A 20010-nucleotide genomic window follows, 5' to 3' on the forward strand; every position below is an offset into this window, starting at 1 on the left:
AAAGAATGTTCTTTTTAAGGGTTTTTTACTGTTTGAAAAAATCAGTCGGCTTTTCTTCATCTAACTCCTTCCAAAGCGTCTCATTCTGTTTAAGTGCATAAGCCGCTCCTCCAATTTCAATTCCGCATAATAAAATGAATAATAAAATACCCATGAAATGACCTCCTTACGTAAATGAATAAAAACATGATGGTAACGGGTTTAGCTTCTTGCTGTTTCACTTTATAATGAGAATAAAGTATGAAACGCGTTTCAGCGCAAGAGAAAAAGGTGAAAACATGACAAATATCCGAGATATTGCAAAAAAAGCTGGTGTATCTGTTTCGACTGTATCCAGGGTGCTAAATCATCATCCGTATGTAAAAGAAGAAAAACGCCGGCTGGTAGAGCAGGTTATTCACGAACTTAATTATGAACAAAATATTAATGCCGTTCATTTATCAAAAGGGAAAACAAATATGATTGCCGTCGTCTTGCCTTTTATTAATCATCCGTATTTCAGTCTGCTTTTAGAAGGAGTGGCATCTCAAGCGTTAGAAAAGCAGTATCAGCTTGTTATTTGTCAGACGAACTATGATGTAAAAAAAGAAGAAGAAGCGCTTCATATGCTAAAAACAAAGCAAGTTGATGGAGTGATTATTTGTTCTAGAGCAAGCAGCTGGAGCACGATTGAATATTATCAGCAGTACGGGCCGATAGCCGTGTGCGAAAACGTACAGAATCGTTCTATTCGCTCCGTATACGTTGATCATTATGCAGCTTTTAAGCAAGCGCTTATGTATTTAAAAGAAAAAGGATATACGGATATTGGCTACTGCATTGGAAGAATGACGGGTACGAATAGCCTGCAGCGGCAACAAGCATACAAAGAATATATAAAAAGAATAAATCAGCCTTATCATTCAGAATGGGTTTTTCAAGGCTGTTTGAACGTGACAGATGGTGAAAAAGTGGTGGGAAAATTAGTGAAGATGAAAAATCGACCTCAGGCGCTTTTAGTAACAAACGATCAAGTAGCTATCGGAATAAAAGCTCAGTGCGAACAAGTGGGTATTTCAGTTCCTGGCGATTTAGCTATCATTGGTTTTGATAATCATCCGCTTTCTTCTTATTTACAAATAACAACGATCGAACTTCCTCTCAAGAAGATGGGAGAAACGCTTTTTGCATTAGTGGGAAGCAATGCTCCTCAGAAAATTGAGCTCCCTTTTCGGTTTATTGAGCGTAAAAGCGTATGAATTCTTGATGATGGCATGAGGTGTTTTTACCGGATAAAATGAGCAAAAGCGGACATCATACGAGTAAAGTAAGAAGAAAAGGGTGATGATCGTGGAGAAAAAAGAATATCAAGTGGGAGATCAAGTATTTGTTATTTACCGAAATCCTCATACGGCAAACGTTGCGAATATTAATCAGGCTGAAATTGTTGAACATCCTGAAAATAAAGGCGAAAAGGCGCTGTTTTTACATGAGTCTTATCATTTGTTAGCTGAAGATGATGCCGTGTATTCAACGTATGAAGAAGCTGAAAAAATGTATAATAAGATATTTGACTATGAACAATATGACTGACGCAAGGCTCTCTTAAACGGAGAGTCTTTTTTGTTTGAAAAATAATTACCAAGGATAGAGCCTTTTTGTTTTTCAAACGCTATTAGTATTAGAAAAAAGGAAGTGTACATGATGATAAAACCTTTTGTACCTCAATTAGTATATATTGAGCCAGGGGCAATGGAGTACCCGCTTGGTGTTCAATTAAAAGAAAAGTTTGAGAAGATGGGAATTGAGATTCGTCAAACAACTTCTCATAATCAAGTGCGTAATATACCGGGAAAAAATGATTTGCAAAAATACCGCAATGCCAAGTCGACTTTAGTAGTTGGCGTGCGTAAAACGTTGAAATTTGATACATCTAAACCGTCAGCTGAATATGCAATACCGTTTGCAACAGGGTGTATGGGGCACTGTCACTATTGTTATTTGCAGACAACAATGGGAAGCAAACCATATATTCGCACGTACGTGAATGTTGAAGAAATATTAGGTCAAGCAGAGCAATATATGCAGGAAAGAGCCCCTCAAATAACGCGATTTGAAGCGGCTTGTACATCTGATATCGTAGGAATTGACCATTTAACACATTCATTAAAGCGCGCGATTGAATATTTTGGGGAAAGTGAACTAGGTCAACTGCGCTTTGTGACTAAGTTTCATCACGTGGATCATTTATTGGATGCTAAACATAATGGTCGCACGCGCTTTCGCTTTAGCATAAATGCAGATTATGTTATAAAAAACTTTGAACCTGGTACATCTCCTCTTGATTACCGGATTGAAGCTGCTAATAAAGTTGCAAAAGCCGGATATCCACTTGGCTTTATTGTGGCGCCTATTTACATTCATGAAGGTTGGCAAGAGGGATATCGTCAGTTGTTTGAAAAGCTTGACGCTTCTATACCTGAGGAGTCAAGAGATGATATTACGTTTGAAATGATTCAGCATCGCTTTACCAAGCCGGCCAAGCGGGTAATCGAGAAAAATTATCCGAAAACAAAGCTTGAGATGAATGAAGAAGAGCGCCGCTACAAATGGGGGCGTTACGGAATTGGGAAGTATGTATACGCAAAAGATGAAGAACAAGAATTAAGAGAAACATTAGAATATTACATTGATCAGTATTTTCCGAATGCAAAAATCGAATATTTTACGTAATTATTCTACAGTAATTGAAAAGTTATTTTGACGCCTTAGTTAAAATAACTTTTCAATTTTTAATGTAAAAAAATAAATTGCTTGCTAATAAGTTGAAAAAAAGAGGTTATTTTTATCTCTTGTCGTATTACATACAAAAGGGAGGTGACTGAGATGTTAAAAAATGAAGAGTTTGCGCTAACAAAAGAATTAACAAAAGAACAGCAAGAAGCTGCACGAAATTTTATTCAAGTGTTGTTCCAAGAAGATTTATCTGAATTTTGGAACATATTATGTGATATCGATAAGTCCCGTATTTACGGCTTGTATGAAGCAAACCATTACTATGATTCTGATATTGAACTACATGGATTTGTACAAGAAATAAGAGATAATGTAAGAGCTGTTTATGCGCCTCTTCAAGGGCAAGGGGGTATTTCGACGAAGGTTCGATATACAAGCGAAGGAAAGATGTATGTATACATATTAGGAAGTGGCGAAAACCCTAAGGTATATCCTGTTGGATTAATGCCTGAAACATATATCGAACAAGAACGTTTTTCTCAGCGGCTTCAAATTAGCATTTATAACGACGAGTTTCGAAACGTTGCCCTATAAATCGTATATATGGAAAAAGAAAGAATAATAAAATTAATTTGTTAAAATAGCAATATTTGGGGTATGTAATAGGTATAACATTAAAAAGGGGTGAAAGAAATGCATTATTATCGTATTTCAGAGGGAGACCATGAAGAGTATTGTGAAACGATTCTGCTTCATGAAAAGAAGTTTTGCAAAGAAACATTTCAATCTATGGTGCGAGAAGCAATGAACAATAAGCCCGGTAAAATTGACCGTGTGGATATTGTTAAATATTTAATTGGTCACCATAGTTTTCAAGTAGCCCACATCGAAGCGGGATTTCATAGTACATACAGCGAGAAAGTGACATAAAAAATGCAGCACATCCTATACAACGAACTTTTCTTTTGAAAAGGGCGCTGTATTTTTTTTTGCTAAAAATAGAATGTTTCTAAGTGATATTCCTTTTAATGGTATAATAGTTAAGTGCTGTAAGATATACATATGAAAATCACAAATAATTTAAAGAGAAAGGGTGAGGAAATATGGAAAAAGAAAGAATAGAAGAGCTTGAACGAAAAATAAGCAGTTTAGAAGAAGACGTAGCCAGGCTAAAGTCGCTCGTATATAAAACAAATTCTCCAAGACCAAAAGCAGTTCACGCTCCTCCCAAGCAGCGCCAGGAGACCATTAAACGTCCTGCTCAAACAGCAGCTAAAAGCTCACAGGCAATAGAAGAACCTGTTGATTGGGAAAAAGTCCTTTTTCAAACATGGCTGCCGAGAATTTTTATTTTTGTATTTATTATTGGCGTGCTATGGGGATTTAAAGCAGCCTCTGACTATGGGTTAATGAATGAAAAAGCAAAAGTTGTTCTCGGTTTCGTTGTTTCAATAGGTTTTGCTGTGACAGGTCATTTCCAAATTAAAAAGGGTAGGTTGGTGCTCGGGCAAGTACTTGTAGGAGGCGCTATTCCTATTCTTATGTTAACGACGTTTGCGATGCATAGCCTGTATCATTTAGCGGGACCAACGCTCGCTTTTATACTAAATGCGAGCTGGATTATCCTAGGGATTATCGCGACAGTCTTTTATCGTTCGCAGGCATTAGGGATTATTAGCGCGGTTGGAGGCGTACTAGCTCCTTTTCTTATTGAAAGTAATTCGCCTAATGCGCTCGTTTTCATTGGCTATGAAACGCTTTTATATATTGCCTTTTTATATGTGGCAATCAAACAAAAATATTCAATTTTATATGTTCTTTCCGCGGTACTATTAAATCTTACGCTACTCATTTATTACTCGTTTGTTGGTGATAATGGTGTGAAAGAGTTATTAGGTATGGCGATTCTTATTCAGCATTTATGCTTAATTTCTAGTTTTTTTCTATCACAGTCCGTACTCCAAGTATATGCGTTTACCCTTCTATCGAGTTTAGCAGTTACGTACGGCTGGCTGCTCGCCGTTTTTGACGATGGCACGACCACAATGGTGCTGCTTGCGCTAGTTATTATTTACGCATTAGGTGTTTACGCAGTAAGAAGTTCTAAAGAAAAATTTGAATTTTTTATTACCTATTTAATTGTTGCAGTATCGTTTTTTATTCATCAGCTCGTCGATTTAAGAGAAGGAGTCGTTTTATATGTGATTCAAGGACTTGCTGTTTACTATATCGCCATGACGTATAAGAATATACTTCATCAACTATTTTCTTATACGATTTATATACTGAGCGCAATGTATATCTTAGTTACACCAATCGAACAAGTGCTGTCTCTTCCGACATTAAATTGGCTTGTTGTGTTAGCTTCTATTCTAGTATTTATATGGATCAGCATTCAAAAAACAGAACAAGATGAGCACGATACGTTCAAAATTGGAGGAAGTATTGTTTTTTCTATTCTTTCTTTAATTTTTGCTACGGAAGTTACGGCCGCTGGCACCAATCATCTTTCCGCTAATCCGCAAACGCTTATTATGACGGCCGTTTGGCTAGGGCTGTCCATTGCAGCATTTGTAATAGGATCATTTCAAACGTTTAAAACAGCGACGTATATCGGCGTGGGCATTTTGTTCTTAACACTTTTTAAACTCGTTTTATACGATTTACCTTTTATCCCAATGGCTATACGGGCCTTGTTATTTATCGTCTTAGGAGCTATCGGTTTAATTATCTCGCGCCTATTTTATAAAAAGAAGTAGCTAGAAGCTGAAGAGAAATTCTTCAGCTTTATTTATTGTAATATTATTATGTAAACTTAATCTTGTAGTCGTACAAAAAGTATACAATCATGTATAATGGAACAAGTGAATTGGAGGTATACATAAAATGAAATCACTTGTATTAGCAGAAAAGCCAAGTGTAGCACGTGATCTTGCGCGCGTACTTGGCAGCACACAAACAAAAAAAGGGTATATTGAAGGGCCAAAGTATGTCGTAACATGGGCACTCGGTCATTTAGTTGAATTACAAACACCAGAGGATTATGATAACCAATATAAAACATGGCGATTAGAAGATCTGCCAATCATGCCTGAGAAAATGAAATTAAAAGTAATTCGTAAAGTGAGTTCTCAGTTTCGCACAGTATCCGATCTAGCAAAAAGAAAGGATATTGGAGAGTTAATTATTGCGACTGATGCAGGGCGTGAAGGAGAACTTGTAGCACGCTGGATTATGGAAAAGGTACGCTGGAACAAGCCGTTTAAACGCCTTTGGATTTCGTCTCAAACAGATAAAGCAATTCGTGACGGGTTTAAACAGTTAAAACCAGGAAAAGAGTTTAATCGCTTGTATGATTCAGCGGTTTGCCGTTCAGAAGCCGATTGGCTTATCGGTTTAAACGTAACGAGAGCGTTAACGACTAAATACGAAGAACCATTATCGGCAGGAAGGGTACAAACACCGACGCTTGCGATGATAATTGAGCGTGAACAGGTAATTAACACATTTAAACCTAGTGAATATTGGACGCTTACAGCTCAGTTTTCATCTTTTGAAGCAGCTTGGCAAAAGGGCAACGAAAAGCGTATTTTTGATGAAAAACGTGCAAAAGAGCTGCACTCAACATTATCAGGTGAAGCAGTAGTGAAAACAATCAAGCGCAAAATGCATAAAGAAGCGCAGCCGCTTCCTTATGACTTAAACGAACTGCAGCGAGATGCTAACAAACGCTTTAACTTCTCTGCTAAGAAGACATTAAATGTACTTCAAAAGTTATATGAACAGCATAAGTTAGTCACGTATCCACGTACAGATTCCCGTTATTTAACAACAGATATGGTTTCTACTATGAAAGAGCGTTTGGAAAGCATCTCTGCTGTATATAAAGAAGAGGTTCGACCAATTTTAAGAAATGCACAGTTGCCAAAGCGAGTGGTTAATAACGAAAAAGTAAGTGATCATCATGCTATTATCGTAACGGATCAGCCTGTGTTTTTACAGGACTTATCAGCTGATGAACGAAAGCTGTATGACTTAATTGCAAAGCGATTTATTTCATTATTTTATCCTGCATATGAGTATGAAGTAGTTAAAGCAGAGCTTGAAGTAAATGGGGAACAGTTAGTAGCAAGCGGAAAGCAAGTCGTAAATGCAGGCTTCAAAAAAGTTTCTGGTGGAGACTCAGAAGCAACGGTGAAGCTGCCTGATATGGAAGAAGGCAGCAAGCTGCTCATTCAAAATGTAACGATGAAAAGTGCATTTACAGAGCCGCCGCAGCGCTATACAGAAGCAGATCTTCTTGGACAAATGGAAAAACATAATTTAGGTACGCCCGCAACACGTGCAGATATTATTGAAAAGCTTCTGCAAAATGAATCCATTGATCGCCAAAATAATCGTCTGCACGCAACCAAAAAAGGGAAGCAGCTGATTGACTTAGTAGCAGATGAGTTAAAGTCTCCTGAGCTTACGGCTAAGTGGGAACGTGATTTAGAAGCAATTGCTAAAGGAAAAGGAAATGCAAAAGAGTTTTTAACGAATATTCGCGAACAAACAGAAAAGCTTGTCAAGCAAGTAAAAACAAGTAATCAAACGTACAAACCTCATAATTTAACGGGCTCTAAATGTCCGGAATGCGGTTCTTTCTTGAAAGAAAAGAAAACAAAGCAAGGAAGAGTGCTTGTTTGTTCAAGCCTTGAGTGCAGCTATAGACGCGCAAAAGACCCTAAACTATCGAATCGACGCTGTCCGCAGTGTCACAAGCGAATGGAAATTCATTCGGGAAAAGCAGGTACGTATTTCCAATGCCGTTCATGTCAAGTAGTGGAGAAAGCTGAGGACAAAAAGAAAAAGATTTCAAAACGAGAGGAACGAAAGCTTCTTAACAAATACAACGATGACGGAGCATTTGGTTCAAGCTTGGGTGATGCCTTGAAACAAGCCCTTCAAGATAAAAAAGAAAAGTAAAGATGAAAAGTGCGATACTATTGTATCGTACTTTTTTCGGTTTTATAAGCTTTGTTAGAGTTATAGGAGTGGAGTAGGAGTCTTACTGGACTATATGTTTATTTCTGCTGTTTATTTTTATCCGTCTTATTTTTTATTGGACAGTGAGTTGCTGCGTACATAAGCTGATGAAAAACCTCAGCAGCAAAATGCACATTGTGATACTTATAAGCAAAAAAAGTGCAGCTTAAAAACGCGCTATATCAAGCATTAAAGCTCCTTCAATCAACCTGTAACATATTTTTTAAAAAAAGTATGTGATTTTTTTCACATATATCTTGAAAAAGGACAAACATGTTTGTATAATAAGAATTGTAAAAGATATGTGAAACATTTCACAATATATGTGAAAAACTTCACAATATTATATTTTCTATAATCCTAAGGGGGATATCATCTATGAAAATTGCAGTAGTAGGGTGTACACATGCAGGAACAGCAGCAGTAAAAAATATGGCAGAACTTTATCCAGAAGCTAAAATTACAGTTTATGAGCGAAATGATAATGTTTCATTTTTGTCTTGTGGAATTGCGCTCTATGTAGGCGGGGTCGTAAAAGATGCCAACGGTTTATTTTACTCTTCACCGTCTGAATTGCAAGAGATGGGTGTAAATATGAAAATGAAACATGAAGTTACGAATATTGATACAGATGGTAAAAAAATAGCTGTACGAAATTTAGAAACAAACGAAGAATTTGAAGATACATTTGATAAATTAGTGATGACAACTGGATCATGGCCGATTATTCCAAACCTTGAAGGCATCGATTTAAATAATGTTGTGCTTTGTAAAAACTATCAGCATGCTAATCACATTATTGAAAAAGCGAAGCAAGCGAAGAAAATAGCCGTAATTGGTGCGGGTTATATTGGTGCAGAATTAGTAGAGGCATTCGAAGTGTATGGAAAAGAAGTCACGTTTATTGATAGTGCTGATCGCATTTTAAATAAATATCTTGATCCAGAATTTACGAGTCTAATGGAAACTGAGTTTGAAAATCGAGGAGTTAAATTAGCATTAAACCAAGCGGTTACTAAATTTGTAGGCAGTGAGGGATCTGTTGAAAAAGTAGTGACAACTGAAGGCGAATACGAAGCGGATCTTGTTATTCTGTGTGTTGGCTTCCGTCCAAATACAGACTTAGTAAAAGGACAAGTAGACATGCTTCCAAACGGCGCAATTGTGGTTGATGAATATATGCAAACAAGCAAAAAAGATATATTTGCTGCCGGAGATAGCTGTGCCATTTACTACAATCCGATTAAGAAACATGCCTATATTCCGCTTGCTACAAATGCGGTTAGAATGGGAACATTAGTAGCTCAAAACCTTGTTAAGCCGACGATTAAGTATATGGGAACACAAGGAACATCAGGCTTGCATATTTATGATTACAATGTTGCATCTACCGGTATAACAGAAACAGCAGCTTCTCTTTTTGATATGAATGTGAAAAGTATCACAATATCAGAGAATAACCGACCAGAATTCATGCCAACGTACGAAAATATTACGTTAAAAGTAGTATATGAAGAAGAAACAAGACGAATTGTAGGCGCACAGGTTATTTCTAAAATTGATGCTACCCAAGCAATCAATACATTATCTGTATGCGTACAACAGGAAATGACCATCGATGAGCTTGGATTTATGGACTTTTTCTTTCAGCCGCATTTTAATAAGCCTTGGCATTTCTTAAATCAAGCAGGTCTTCAAGCGCTTCAAGGATAAAAAGCAGGTGACTACCTGCTTTTTTTTATGTAGATTTTATTATCTTTTTTATTTTAGCAGGTCTAAAGCGGATCCAGCCTATAATTAGGAGAATAAAAGGATAAAAAGCCCCTACGAAAAAACTATAGGGAATCCACGTTTCGGCTAACCATGTTTTTTGATAGATAATGGTTGGATAAACGATAATAGAAAAAGTTGTAACGATTAACCCCATCGGTAACGTTAGAAATCGAGTTTTATTGACGTTAAAAATGTGGCAAAGCCCAGCGATAGAAGCATGAAAATAAAGAGAAACTTTAAAGAAAAGAGTAAGAAACCAAATAATAGCAATAATTACTTCAATTCCTTGCAAAAAATTCCCCAGCTCAATTCACTTAGCCATTTCGTATACAGGAAACATGGTAGTTGAAGAATGATAAGAACTAATAACCATTATACAAAAGAGAATAATTGCTACCATAATAAATCCACCTAACAGACTTCCGCTCATTAAAGCTTTAGCACCTTTTTCAGGTTTTCTTAAATGAAGAGGAAATACCATCATTAAAGGAGCAAAAGTAAAATAAGTAATGCTAAGAAAGATGAAAACCGAATGAGTCAGCGGCTTTAAGTGAATATCTAATAAAAGCATAAGGTTTTCGACTTTCATTTGAGGAGTCAGTGAGAAGATGAAAATTCCGAGAAGGCCGATAAACCAAGGGAAAAATATTTCACAGCAGCGTGCGATTGTTTCTAGTCCGAGTCTTGCTCCGAACACAACCACAAGCATAAAAATAATGTGAATAGCGATCAGCGGAGTTTCCATCATAATATGTGTATTTAAAAAACTCCCCACGTAGTATACAATGCGGCTGCATGTTATGACAGTAGACGTTACAAATAAACAAGATACACCTTTTCCTAGATATTTTCCAAACACTGCTTCATTGATTTCTATCAGATTTTTATCTTTAAATAAAAGTCCGAGAGCTATATATACTTTCACTAATACAAATCCGCATACTACTCCAAGCATAGCTGGAATCCAAGCGGTTTGTTTGGAATCTACAGTCATAGCTGCTGGAGCAATAACAATTGTGCTTCCAATTGTATAAAGCATAACGAGCATGCGAAATTGAATCGTTGAAATTTTAACTACAGGTTTCACTGTATTCACTTCCTCGTCTTAACGTATTAAGATAATAAATGAAGTAAAAATATGCTGATTGGCTTGAAGATAGCAGCTGATAAATCAGAAGGATTTGGAACATTTAAACCAAGTGCTTTACAGATGCTTACGACCATTCCGATTGCAAGAACTGTATAGAATAGCCACAGTTCTTTCTTCGCTTTTTTTTGCCGTAGTTTAGGTACTTCAAACCAAATGACGAGCGTGCAAACAATAAGTAACCCCAATACCCCTAGCATACACTAGCTCCTATACATGAATAATTAGTGTTATATTTTCCTAAAGAATAATTCCTTATATTGAAGGTGCATTCTTTATTAAAGGTTTTTGAGTTTCTATCCATCGCTAGAACGCCGCTTTTTGTTTTGAATAAACCCTGCAATTAAAAGGAAAAGTGGATATAAGATGCCTACAAGTAAGCTGTAGGGAATCCACGTTTTTGTATCCCAATCCTTTTGATAAGAAACGCTTGGAAACACAATAAGGGAAAGTGTAATCATGATGAGTGCGACTGGAAAAGAAAATAGCTTGTAGTCATTTATATGAAATACATTGGCAACCCCCAAAAGAGTAGCGTAAAAGTAAATGCAAAGCTTAAAAAAGAGAGTAATAAACCACAAAATAGCAATGACTACTTCAATTCCTTGAAGAAAGTTTCCTACATCAATTCTTCTTCCTAATTCATAGCTTGGAAACATGGTGATTTGGGAGTAATAAGGACCAAGTACTAAAATTCCGAGTAAGATTAACGTAACCATCACTAGTCCACCGGCTATATTACCTATATAAAAGGATTGAGTTGCCTTTTTCGTGTCTGGTGTATGGGAAGGAAAAATCATAAGCAGAATGGTATAAGTCAAAGAACTCATGCTTAAAAACGTTAAAACAGCACGAATAAAAGCTTTTGGATGGATTTCGAACACAGGCTGAATATGCTCTATTTTAATTTGAGGGATCATAGACAAAATGAGAAGTCCGAATAATCCGACAAACCAAGGGAATAAAATCTCGGCACTTCGTGCAATAACTTCTATTCCTAGGCGTACTCCTACGATGACCACACCCATAAATGCAATGTGGATGGCTGTAAGCGGCGTGTAGGGAAGAATTTGTGTAGTGAGAAAATTCCCTACATAGTAAAGAACTTGACTGCTGATAAATAAATTGGATAACACAAAAACACCAGAAACAATCTTTCCAAATAGTTTGCCTAAAATTTTTTCGTTCATTTCCATCAGCGTAAGTGTTGGAAACATTTTTCCTAGTGAGGTAAAAAGCAAAACTAATCCAATTCCTGATGCTACACCGAAGAGTGCGGCAATCCAGGCATCTTGATGAGCATCAGCTGTAATAGCGGCAGGTACAACAATAATTGTGCTTACGATGCTATATAAAGTTACTAATTTGCGAAACTGCGCAGCTGAAATATTGATTTCATTAAGCAAAATGAGCACATCCTTTTGCCATATACACTAATTAAGTGATCCAACGGAATAATAAGTGACTTAAAGGTTGAAACATTACTTCTACCCAATCAGAAGGATTCGGTAGAGGCAGCCGAAAGATTTTTGCAAGAGCGATTATGATACTGATTGTCATGAACACAATAAAAATGTTCCGTTCCTTTTTATGAGAGTGTTGAGGTAATCTTTTTATTTCCATCCATATAATCCCTGCACAAATGATCAAAAAGGAAAGAAACAAGTGCATGCAGTCAACCCCTATACATTTTTTCGTTCAGATAAGCTATTCGTATGATGTCCGCTAAAGAAAGTGACTATACATTTCTGTAAAATATAGAAAGTATTTCAGGAGATAGAAGATATTTTCTAGGGCTCTTAAATGATTGAGGGATTTGTTATGAGGAATATACACTTAGCTTTAACCTATTGAAGCGTCGTATGAATAAGTAGAAAAATGCCACACTAAAGAGTGAACAAATGGAAAGGAGCACTATGATGAAAAAATTCCCATACAATAAAGATAAACAGCAATCGTTTCAAGCAGCACAGCAGGGGCATAAAGAAGCAGTAGATGCATATGAACAAGCAAATGAAGCTAAAAATGATGCATCGTATGGACATGAAGCGAAGCAAGCGATAGGTGAAGTGAATGAAGCCTCTCAGCAAATTGAGAATGCGCTTGAAAATGCTTCTGAAACACAGCGTCAGCGTTTAACAGAGTTTCAGCAAGATATAAAAGATATGGAGAACGACCTTAATCAATAAAAGAGCCGCTGTTTTACTTAGAGCAGGTTCACAATAGGGTATAAATTGTAAAAGCAGAAGATAATGAACTTCTGCTTTTTTTGTTGTGTAAGAAATATTTACGCTCATTTTTTAATTTAAATGAAGGCTAAATAAATTTTCAGCCATACATATACATATTTTGGGACATTAAGGGTATAGAGTAGTAATTTAATTAAGGAGGATGATTATGAAAGCAGTAACTTTTCAAGGTGCAAAGGATATCCAAGTAAAAGAAGTAGAAGATCCATCTTTGAAGAAAAAAGACGACATTATTGTTAGGATTACATCTACAGCCATTTGCGGTTCGGATTTACATATCTACCAAGGTGCTCTCCCTGCTGAAAAAGGATACGTTATTGGTCATGAACCAATGGGAATTGTAGAAGAAGTGGGTCCAGAGGTAACAAAAGTAAAAAAAGGAGACAGAGTAGTTTTACCATTCAATATTTCGTGCGGGACCTGTTTATTATTGTCAGCATAATTTAGAAAGTCAATGTGATAACTCTAATCCTAATAAGGAAATCGATACAGGAGGATACTTCGGGTTCACTGAACGATACGGGAATCACCCAGGAGGACAGGCTGAACTATTACGTGTTCCCTTTGGGAATTTTATGCCATTTGTAATTCCGCCCTCCTGTGAGCTTGAAGATGAGGCATTGTTATTTATGTGTGATGTTCTGCCAACCGCTTATTGGAGTGTAGAAAATTCCGGAGTGGGACCTGGGGATGCAGTAGTGGTTCTTGGCAGCGGCCCCATTGGATTAATGATTCAAAAGTTTGCATGGATGAAAGGTGCTAAACGGGTCATCGCTGTTGATAACGTTCCATATAGATTAAAACGAGCTAAACAAATGAATAACGTAGAGTGCTTTAATTTTGATAAAGACGACGATATGGGAAGCTATATTAAAGAGGTAACCGGTGGTGGAGCAGACGTTGTAATTGATTGTGTAGGAATGGATGGAAAGAAATCACCAGTAGAAGGGATTGAACAAAAACTCAAGCTGCAAGGAGGAACGTTAAGTGCTATTCAAATTGCATTAAAAACAGTAAGGAAATTTGGGACAATTCAGCTAACAGGTGTATATGGATCGATATATAATATGTTTCCTCTCGGGAACATTTTTGAAAGAAACATCACTTTAAAAATGGGACAGGCTCCAGTAATTCATTACATGCCAGAATTATTTAAAAAAATTACAGATAGGGAGTTTGATCCTACAGAAATAATTTCTCATAGAATCCCTCTTGATCAAGCGAGTGGAGCCTATGAAATGTTTAACAATCATCAGGATGAATGTACAAAAGTTATCTTAAAACCATAATAAAGCATATATTTCCTTAAAGATGTATAAAGAAAAAACTGAGAATTATTTTTACAATAAGCATATCTATTTGAAAGAGGCTGGAACAAAAGTATGTTACATGAAGGAAGATCCGAACGCGTTTGATTCTTGATGGAGAATCAAACGCGTTCGGATTTTTTCATTGGTAGGATGAACGTAGGTTTCGTGTATATAATTGCTTCTAGCGGTTGTTTGGAGAGCAAGGAGAAGACTCCTGAAGGAAAAGCGGAATAGGTGAGAAACCGCAGGAGCGGAAGCGACGAGGAGGCTCATCGGCCGCCCGCGGAAAGCGAAGTCCTGCACGGAAATCAACAGTGGTGTAACAAATAATCCATCATTCCATTCTTATTTTAAAAGGTATAGAAGTTAAAAAAGTAAGAATCCTAATAAAAAGGAAACGATAAGAATGGAAAGGGATTGTGACAGGAAACATGCTAATAAATATACTAATAATGATTGTCGTATTGTACTTCATATATGTATTCGTAACTGCAGTGGTACTGTTTTATGTCCCTTTGCACAAGGGAAAAGACTTAAAAGTAATGAATACTGAGAATTTTTACGGGAAGAAAGAATCTACAGACCGGGTTATGCTTTTAGAAAACGGTTATTTTTCAGGGCTTGTTCGGATGCAGATGATTCAAGAAGCGAGGCATACAATTGATATTGCGTACTTTTCCATCGGTAAAGGTCGTTCTTCGGATTTACTTATGGGCGCTTTATTCGAAGCTGCGGATCGAGGTATACGTATTCGAGTGCTGTTAGACGGGATCTCTCATGGGTTAAAAGGCAAGAGAAAAAATGTTCTTTATGCTCTAGCTTTCCACAATAATATTGAATTAAAGTACTATGAGCCCTTTACTATTTTTAAACCTTGGACATGGCATAATCGTCTTCACGATAAAATAATAGTAGTCGATGGCCAATTAGGTATTATTGGAGGACGAAATATTGGAGATAAATACTTGGCCAGTCAACCAAATAAAAATTTTGTCTATGACCGTGATGTGCTGATTTATAACACAAAGCAAGAAAGTCATAGTGTCATTCTCCCAATGGAGAAGTATGTAGAGAAATTATGGAATCATCCGTATACACGCAAAGCTTTTCCAAAGCTCAAGAAAACTAAAAAATTTCGTGGTCTTTCAGGAAAAAAATTGTTGATAGATCAATACGAAGAGGCCAAAAAAGCAAACGAACCTTTTGTCCATCCTTATATTGTATGGAGAGAATCAACGATGCCTACAAGAAAGGTTTCTTTTATTACAAATCCTATTCAAAGAGTGAATAAAAGCCCTTTTATATGGAAAACATTTATTAAGCTTTCCCAACAAGCTGAAAAATCCATTGTCGTTCAAAGTCCTTATATCGTACCAACAAAAGAGATGGAACACTATATAGATAAGCGGGTAAAACCCAAAGTGCAAAGAATTATTTTAACTAATTCTATTACATCCACTCCAAATGTTATGGCTTTTTCTGCATACTTGGGAGTAAAGAATCGCGTCATAAAAGCTGGTTCAAAGCTTTATGAATATCAAAAGCCCTATTCAATTCACGGGAAATCTGTTGTTTACGATCAGCGTTTAAGTGCAGTTGGTTCTTTTAACTTAGATTCACGCTCTGCATTTTTAAATACTGAATCCATGGTTATGATAGATAGTGAAGAATTTGCAGCCGAGTTAACAGAAGCTATTGAAACTAAGATTTCTCACAGTACGCTTGTGGGAAATGAGGGAGAACCTGTGGATTTTAATACGGACTCTCAAAAAAACGTGCCTCCTGTAAAATCTGCACTCCTACATATTCTTTCGGTCTTTACGCGATTTTGGAGACATTTTGTATAGTGCTGTGTTACAGAAGAGTCTCTAAAAACAAATAGCGGAGATTAAAGGGAACTGCAGCTGGTGAAGGGAATGTGTAAAAAGCTGTGATATGCCTCACAGTTTTTTTGAAACCGCTAGTACTAGTCATGATTCATAAAAAGACCTATTGACGAAATTTCATATATGTTTTATTATAATATAGCGTCGTTAATAAACGAGGTTCTTTTAAAGAAATCATTTCTAGGGGCATAGTTTAAAGGTAGAACTACGGTCTCCAAAACCGTCAGTGTGGGTTCGATTCCTACTGCCCCTGCCATTTTGGAGTTATCTTTTAATTCACACGCGGGTGTGGCGGAATTGGCAGACGCGCTAGACTTAGGATCTAGTGTCTTATGACGTGGGGGTTCAAGTCCCTTCACCCGCATCTTTCCTTTTCATATATGCGCGGAAGTAGTTCAGTGGTAGAACACCACCTTGCCAAGGTGGGGGTCGCGAGTTCGAACCTCGTCTTCCGCTTCCTTTCAAAAGCAGTTTGCATGTGCAAACTGCTTTTTTTGTTGTAGAAATAAAGAGTTTTATTATGCTGTTTTTAATCAGAAATATTTTATTAAAGCAGTACTGCCTATACGTATTGTTTTTGTGAATATACACATAATATTGGGGTTACATTAAAAGCTAATGAACTATACGTGAAGACATCTAATATGGTTTTTAAGATAGGGGAGAGTCCTATGGAATCTAGTTGGTTTTCAATTATTCCGTTTTTAATTGTTATTCCAATAGCTATTTTCACCAAACAAGTGCTGCCAGGGTTGTTTTTAGGCTTATTAGTAGGCGCTTATTTGATTGATCATTCGATTATCGGAGGTGTTGAAAAGCTACTTCACTACGTTGTACAAGCTCTTAGAAATAAAAGTAATATAGAAATCGTCGTCTTTTTATACGCGTTTTCAGGGCTTATCGGAATGATTAAGATGGCTGGAGGAGTTAAAGGTTTTGTGGAAACAGCTGCAGAAAGAATTGATACAAGAAAAAAAGCCCTTATTTTAACCTATGTTTCAACCATTGGAACATTCAGTGCTCCCACATTTCGTTTTGTTACGATCGCGCCCATCATGAGAGCGCTGCTGAAAAAAGTGAAAATGACGACAGCAGAACTAGGGTTTGTTATTGAAACAACTGCTACTCCTGTTATCGTCTTAATTCCTGTGGCAACGGCATTTGTAGGATATATGGTATCAATCATTCAAATGGCGATTGATCATCAAGGCATAAAACAAGACGCTTATTCTTTGTTTATTCAAAGCATTCCTTATAATTTCTTTTCCATTGTGATTATTTTAGTAGGGATTTATTTAAGCTTTTTTCATCATTCAACATCTACGGCTCCTATGAAGCTCGAGGAAGAAGACGAAAAAGATTGGCATGATTGTCATCCTTGCGTCTCGAAGGATTTGCCTTCTAAGCCTTGGAATCTGTTAGTGCCTTTACTTGTTGTGATTTCACTCACCTTACTTTTAACATGGTGGAGTGGACATCACAAGAGTCACACCTTTTTTGAAGCATTTATTAAAGCAGACGTGCTAGAAGCGATGGTAGTAGCTTTAATTATGACTACGTTAATTACCCTCATTTTTTTCTTATTTCAGCGCTTTACATTACAGAATTTGCTTAATGGTTTTATCACAGGAGGCAATGATTTAATGTCCGTTATTCTGTTGTTATCGGTAGTATGGGGATTATCCGCTGTTACAGAAGACTTGGGTTTTTCGAATTTCGTGACGGCACATTCTAAGTGGATTCCTCAAATGTTTGTCACTCCTTTTATGTTTGTGTTTGGAGCTGCTATTTCTTACTTTATCGGGTCTGCTTGGGGGACGTGGGGGATTTTAATGCCGCTTGGCGTATCGCTTGCAAGTTCTGCAGATCTTTCTTTGCCTCTGATTATCGGGGCAGTATTTGCAAGCGGTTCGTTCGGAGCGTTTTCTTCACCTTTAAGCGACGATACGAATACCATCGCCAAAATATTAGATTTATCTGTTATTGAATATGCCAAGTATAAATTAAAGCCAGCTTTAATTGCAGCGGGAATAACAGTTGCTTTTTATCTTGTTGTATCTTTCTTGTTTTGAATGAGGGAAATAGCCATCTAGTATCAATTTTTCATTTTTTTCAGCTTAAAGTATGCATACAGTCCTAATGATACGCACACTAGCATGATACAAGTAAGCGGAAATAAGATGGTATTAACAAAATGATCATAAAACCATATATACACGAAAATCACCTCGATAATTTTAACGCCATTTTTTCTATTTATTAGAGATATACTATCTGTGCTGCTTCTTCCTATTTTTCAAAAAGGCAATAATCAGAAGCAGTACAGGTACGATAGAAAATAGTGGCATATGTAAAAGAAATCTCGCTACGTGTAACCCTTCATAAAGATGTTCTTGAAAATTACTAGCGATTGTGATCGATAAGAATAACACAATGATGCCTAAAGGGGACGCTAGACGTGAAGGAGATTTAATTTTAAATAAAGTAGCTGTACCTATTAATTAAGGTAAGGTTCTCAGACAGCAGATTCTTAAGAGAAGACACTGTTTGTTCGCTGTTTGTTTGATTTTCCTGAGATTGAAGTTTATTTTTAGATTTTTGATTTTTAAAGAACGAAGGCATAAATGAAAGCACCCTTACTATAGTTTTTATTAATTTTACCAAAAAATGTATAAATATTTAATTTTCAACAAAATATCTTTTGCATGACGGTAAATAAAAATGATGAACCTATAAGGTAAATAATGATTAGGTGAGGAGTAGAAATATGAAAATTATTGGATTTAGTTTGCTACTATTGGGATCTGTCGTATCTCTTTCTTTAGGAATTGATCTTTTTCAAGGAACGAACGTGCTGCAGGCACTATACAATGCTTTAAGCCCGTTTCGAGTAATGGAAGTGGCCGAATTATTTGTCCTTTTTTCTCTTTTATTTTTCTTTTTCGCAGAGTCACTTTATCTTTTTTAAAAGAAGCGTCAACAAAAGAAATAGTAACTTGGTGCAAAGAGGTTTTTATATCTTCACTATCGAAACAAGCGTATAGAAAGATAGCTTTGAAATAGGGGAGAATCATATGAACATTGAGACTAACAGATTACTAATACGCAAATTCAAATATGAAGATTGGCAAGATGTCTACGAATACACATCTGATGCTAATGTCATGAAGTACATACCAGAAGGTGTTTTTAGTAAGGATGATGCGAAGAAATTTGTAAATGAAAATATGAAAGGAAACGATAAAAATTTTCCAGTTATATTAAAAAATGAAAAAGTCATAATTGGTCATATCGTCTTTTTTACCTATTTTGGTGACCATACTTATGAAATCGGCTGGATCTTTAATTCTAAATATCATCAGAAAGGATACGCTTCAGAAGCGGCAAAAGCAGTAATGGACTACGGATTTAACACAATGAAACTACATCGGATTATTGCTACTTGTCAACCCGAGAATACGCCTTCTTATCGGATTATGGAGAAGGTTGGGATGAGAAGAGAAGGGTATTTCAAAAAATGTATTCCAACTGAAAAAGGATGGTGGGATGAATATTATTACGCGATTTTAAAGAAAGAGTGGAAATGAGCTTTGCTTTCATGGAATATTTTACATTTTGCAAGTTGTAAAGACGAAAACAAGCCCGATTTTTAAAAAATGAGCAGAACAGCAAACCAAAAGGTCTAGGCAGACATACAATAACCTATCCATGAGAAACACCCCATGTTTGAACCTTCTTTGTTTTAGCAACAGAAAATCACGTTGAAAGGGAGTGCTTGTATGTCTAATGCTGGATGTGGATTCGGTTCTGGTTTCGCTTTATTAGTTGTATTATTTATCCTATTAGTAATTATCGGATGTAGTTGTTATAGCGGTGGTTATGGTGGCTACGGCTGCTAATTA

The 20010-nt window shown here is 36.5% G+C and carries 17 protein-coding genes, 3 tRNA genes and 3 pseudogenes; 18 read left to right on the forward strand and 5 right to left on the reverse strand.

What is annotated here, in order from left to right; translation table 11 throughout:
- Positions 1-25 precede the first annotated feature (25 nt).
- Positions 26-154 (reverse strand): hypothetical protein, encoded by a 129-nt coding sequence (locus LIS78_RS31365; RefSeq protein WP_255256027.1) that lies wholly within the window; start codon positions 152-154, stop codon positions 26-28.
- 124 nt (positions 155-278) lie between these two features.
- Here LIS78_RS31365 and LIS78_RS11720 point away from each other — a divergent pair, with 124 nt between their 5' ends.
- The 8 genes from LIS78_RS11720 to LIS78_RS11755 all read left to right on the forward strand — a co-directional run bounded on the left by LIS78_RS11720 (position 279) and on the right by LIS78_RS11755 (position 9456).
- Complete coding sequence (locus tag LIS78_RS11720) at positions 279-1238, forward strand: LacI family DNA-binding transcriptional regulator (protein ID WP_252285210.1); 960 nt, start codon at positions 279-281, stop codon at positions 1236-1238.
- Between the two features lie 85 nt (positions 1239-1323).
- A complete protein-coding gene (locus LIS78_RS11725; RefSeq protein ID WP_016764006.1) occupies positions 1324-1572 on the forward strand; it encodes a transcriptional regulator SplA domain-containing protein in 249 nt (82 codons plus the stop codon).
- A gap of 111 nt (positions 1573-1683) precedes the next feature.
- The gene (gene splB / locus LIS78_RS11730; RefSeq protein ID WP_025752275.1) at positions 1684-2712 is read left to right on the forward strand and encodes a spore photoproduct lyase; all 1029 of its coding nucleotides are present in this window, start codon (positions 1684-1686) and stop codon (positions 2710-2712) included.
- A gap of 153 nt (positions 2713-2865) precedes the next feature.
- Positions 2866-3309 carry a hypothetical protein gene (locus LIS78_RS11735; protein WP_034652294.1) on the forward strand — a complete coding sequence of 148 codons (444 nt, stop codon included), beginning with the start codon at positions 2866-2868 and terminating at the stop codon, positions 3307-3309.
- Positions 3310-3408: 99 nt separating this feature from the next.
- Positions 3409-3645: a hypothetical protein gene (locus tag LIS78_RS11740; protein WP_013056931.1), complete on the forward strand. Its 237-nt coding sequence runs from the start codon at positions 3409-3411 to the stop codon at positions 3643-3645.
- A 173-nt stretch (positions 3646-3818) separates the two neighbouring features.
- The gene (locus LIS78_RS11745; protein ID WP_252285211.1) at positions 3819-5474 is read left to right on the forward strand and encodes a DUF2339 domain-containing protein; all 1656 of its coding nucleotides are present in this window, start codon (positions 3819-3821) and stop codon (positions 5472-5474) included.
- Positions 5475-5601: 127 nt separating this feature from the next.
- A complete protein-coding gene (locus LIS78_RS11750) occupies positions 5602-7683 on the forward strand; it encodes a DNA topoisomerase III (protein WP_195780132.1) in 2082 nt (693 codons plus the stop codon).
- Between the two features lie 438 nt (positions 7684-8121).
- Positions 8122-9456: an FAD-dependent oxidoreductase gene (locus tag LIS78_RS11755; RefSeq protein ID WP_252285212.1), complete on the forward strand. Its 1335-nt coding sequence runs from the start codon at positions 8122-8124 to the stop codon at positions 9454-9456.
- 25 nt (positions 9457-9481) lie between these two features.
- On the opposite strand, the pseudogene LIS78_RS11760 reads toward LIS78_RS11755, so the two are convergent.
- The 3 genes and pseudogenes from LIS78_RS11760 to LIS78_RS11770 all read right to left on the reverse strand — a co-directional run bounded on the left by LIS78_RS11760 (position 9482) and on the right by LIS78_RS11770 (position 12078).
- Positions 9482-10612: pseudogene (locus tag LIS78_RS11760) on the reverse strand (GerAB/ArcD/ProY family transporter).
- Between the two features lie 17 nt (positions 10613-10629).
- Positions 10630-10863, reverse strand: a complete 234-nt coding sequence (locus tag LIS78_RS11765) for a hypothetical protein (RefSeq protein WP_028408627.1) — start codon at positions 10861-10863, stop codon at positions 10630-10632.
- 96 nt (positions 10864-10959) lie between these two features.
- Positions 10960-12078 carry a GerAB/ArcD/ProY family transporter gene (locus tag LIS78_RS11770; RefSeq protein ID WP_252285214.1) on the reverse strand — a complete coding sequence of 373 codons (1119 nt, stop codon included), beginning with the start codon at positions 12076-12078 and terminating at the stop codon, positions 10960-10962.
- A 504-nt stretch (positions 12079-12582) separates the two neighbouring features.
- Here LIS78_RS11770 and LIS78_RS11775 point away from each other — a divergent pair.
- From LIS78_RS11775 to LIS78_RS11805, 7 genes and pseudogenes are all read left to right on the forward strand, one after another.
- Positions 12583-12852: a hypothetical protein gene (locus tag LIS78_RS11775; RefSeq protein ID WP_014460213.1), complete on the forward strand. Its 270-nt coding sequence runs from the start codon at positions 12583-12585 to the stop codon at positions 12850-12852.
- Between the two features lie 208 nt (positions 12853-13060).
- Positions 13061-14201 (forward strand): annotated as a pseudogene (locus LIS78_RS11780) (zinc-dependent alcohol dehydrogenase).
- Between the two features lie 473 nt (positions 14202-14674).
- Positions 14675-16069: a phospholipase D-like domain-containing protein gene (locus LIS78_RS11785; RefSeq protein ID WP_209151735.1), complete on the forward strand. Its 1395-nt coding sequence runs from the start codon at positions 14675-14677 to the stop codon at positions 16067-16069.
- 221 nt (positions 16070-16290) lie between these two features.
- Positions 16291-16364 (forward strand) — tRNA-Trp (locus tag LIS78_RS11790).
- Positions 16365-16390: 26 nt separating this feature from the next.
- Positions 16391-16472, forward strand: a tRNA-Leu gene (locus LIS78_RS11795).
- A 20-nt stretch (positions 16473-16492) separates the two neighbouring features.
- Positions 16493-16564 (forward strand) — tRNA-Gly (locus LIS78_RS11800).
- A gap of 215 nt (positions 16565-16779) precedes the next feature.
- Positions 16780-18180, forward strand: a complete 1401-nt coding sequence (locus tag LIS78_RS11805) for a Na+/H+ antiporter NhaC family protein (protein ID WP_043982340.1) — start codon at positions 16780-16782, stop codon at positions 18178-18180.
- A gap of 198 nt (positions 18181-18378) precedes the next feature.
- Here LIS78_RS11805 and LIS78_RS11810 read toward each other — a convergent pair.
- A pseudogene (locus LIS78_RS11810) lies at positions 18379-18609 on the reverse strand (spore gernimation protein KB); the annotation flags it as partial.
- 266 nt (positions 18610-18875) lie between these two features.
- Between LIS78_RS11810 and LIS78_RS11815 the strand changes: the two are divergent.
- The 3 genes from LIS78_RS11815 (at position 18876) to LIS78_RS11825 (ending at position 20007) form a co-directional block, all read left to right on the forward strand.
- A complete protein-coding gene (locus LIS78_RS11815; RefSeq protein WP_195780128.1) occupies positions 18876-19076 on the forward strand; it encodes a YczF family membrane protein in 201 nt (66 codons plus the stop codon).
- A gap of 106 nt (positions 19077-19182) precedes the next feature.
- Positions 19183-19695, forward strand: coding sequence for a GNAT family N-acetyltransferase (locus LIS78_RS11820; RefSeq protein WP_195780127.1), 513 nt, complete (start codon positions 19183-19185; stop codon positions 19693-19695).
- A 192-nt stretch (positions 19696-19887) separates the two neighbouring features.
- Positions 19888-20007 (forward strand): YjcZ family sporulation protein, encoded by a 120-nt coding sequence (locus LIS78_RS11825; RefSeq protein WP_098627187.1) that lies wholly within the window; start codon positions 19888-19890, stop codon positions 20005-20007.
- Positions 20008-20010 lie beyond the last annotated feature (3 nt).

This window comes from Priestia megaterium (assembly GCF_023824195.1).
GTDB classification, from domain to species: Bacteria; Bacillota; Bacilli; order Bacillales; family Bacillaceae_H; genus Priestia; species Priestia megaterium_D.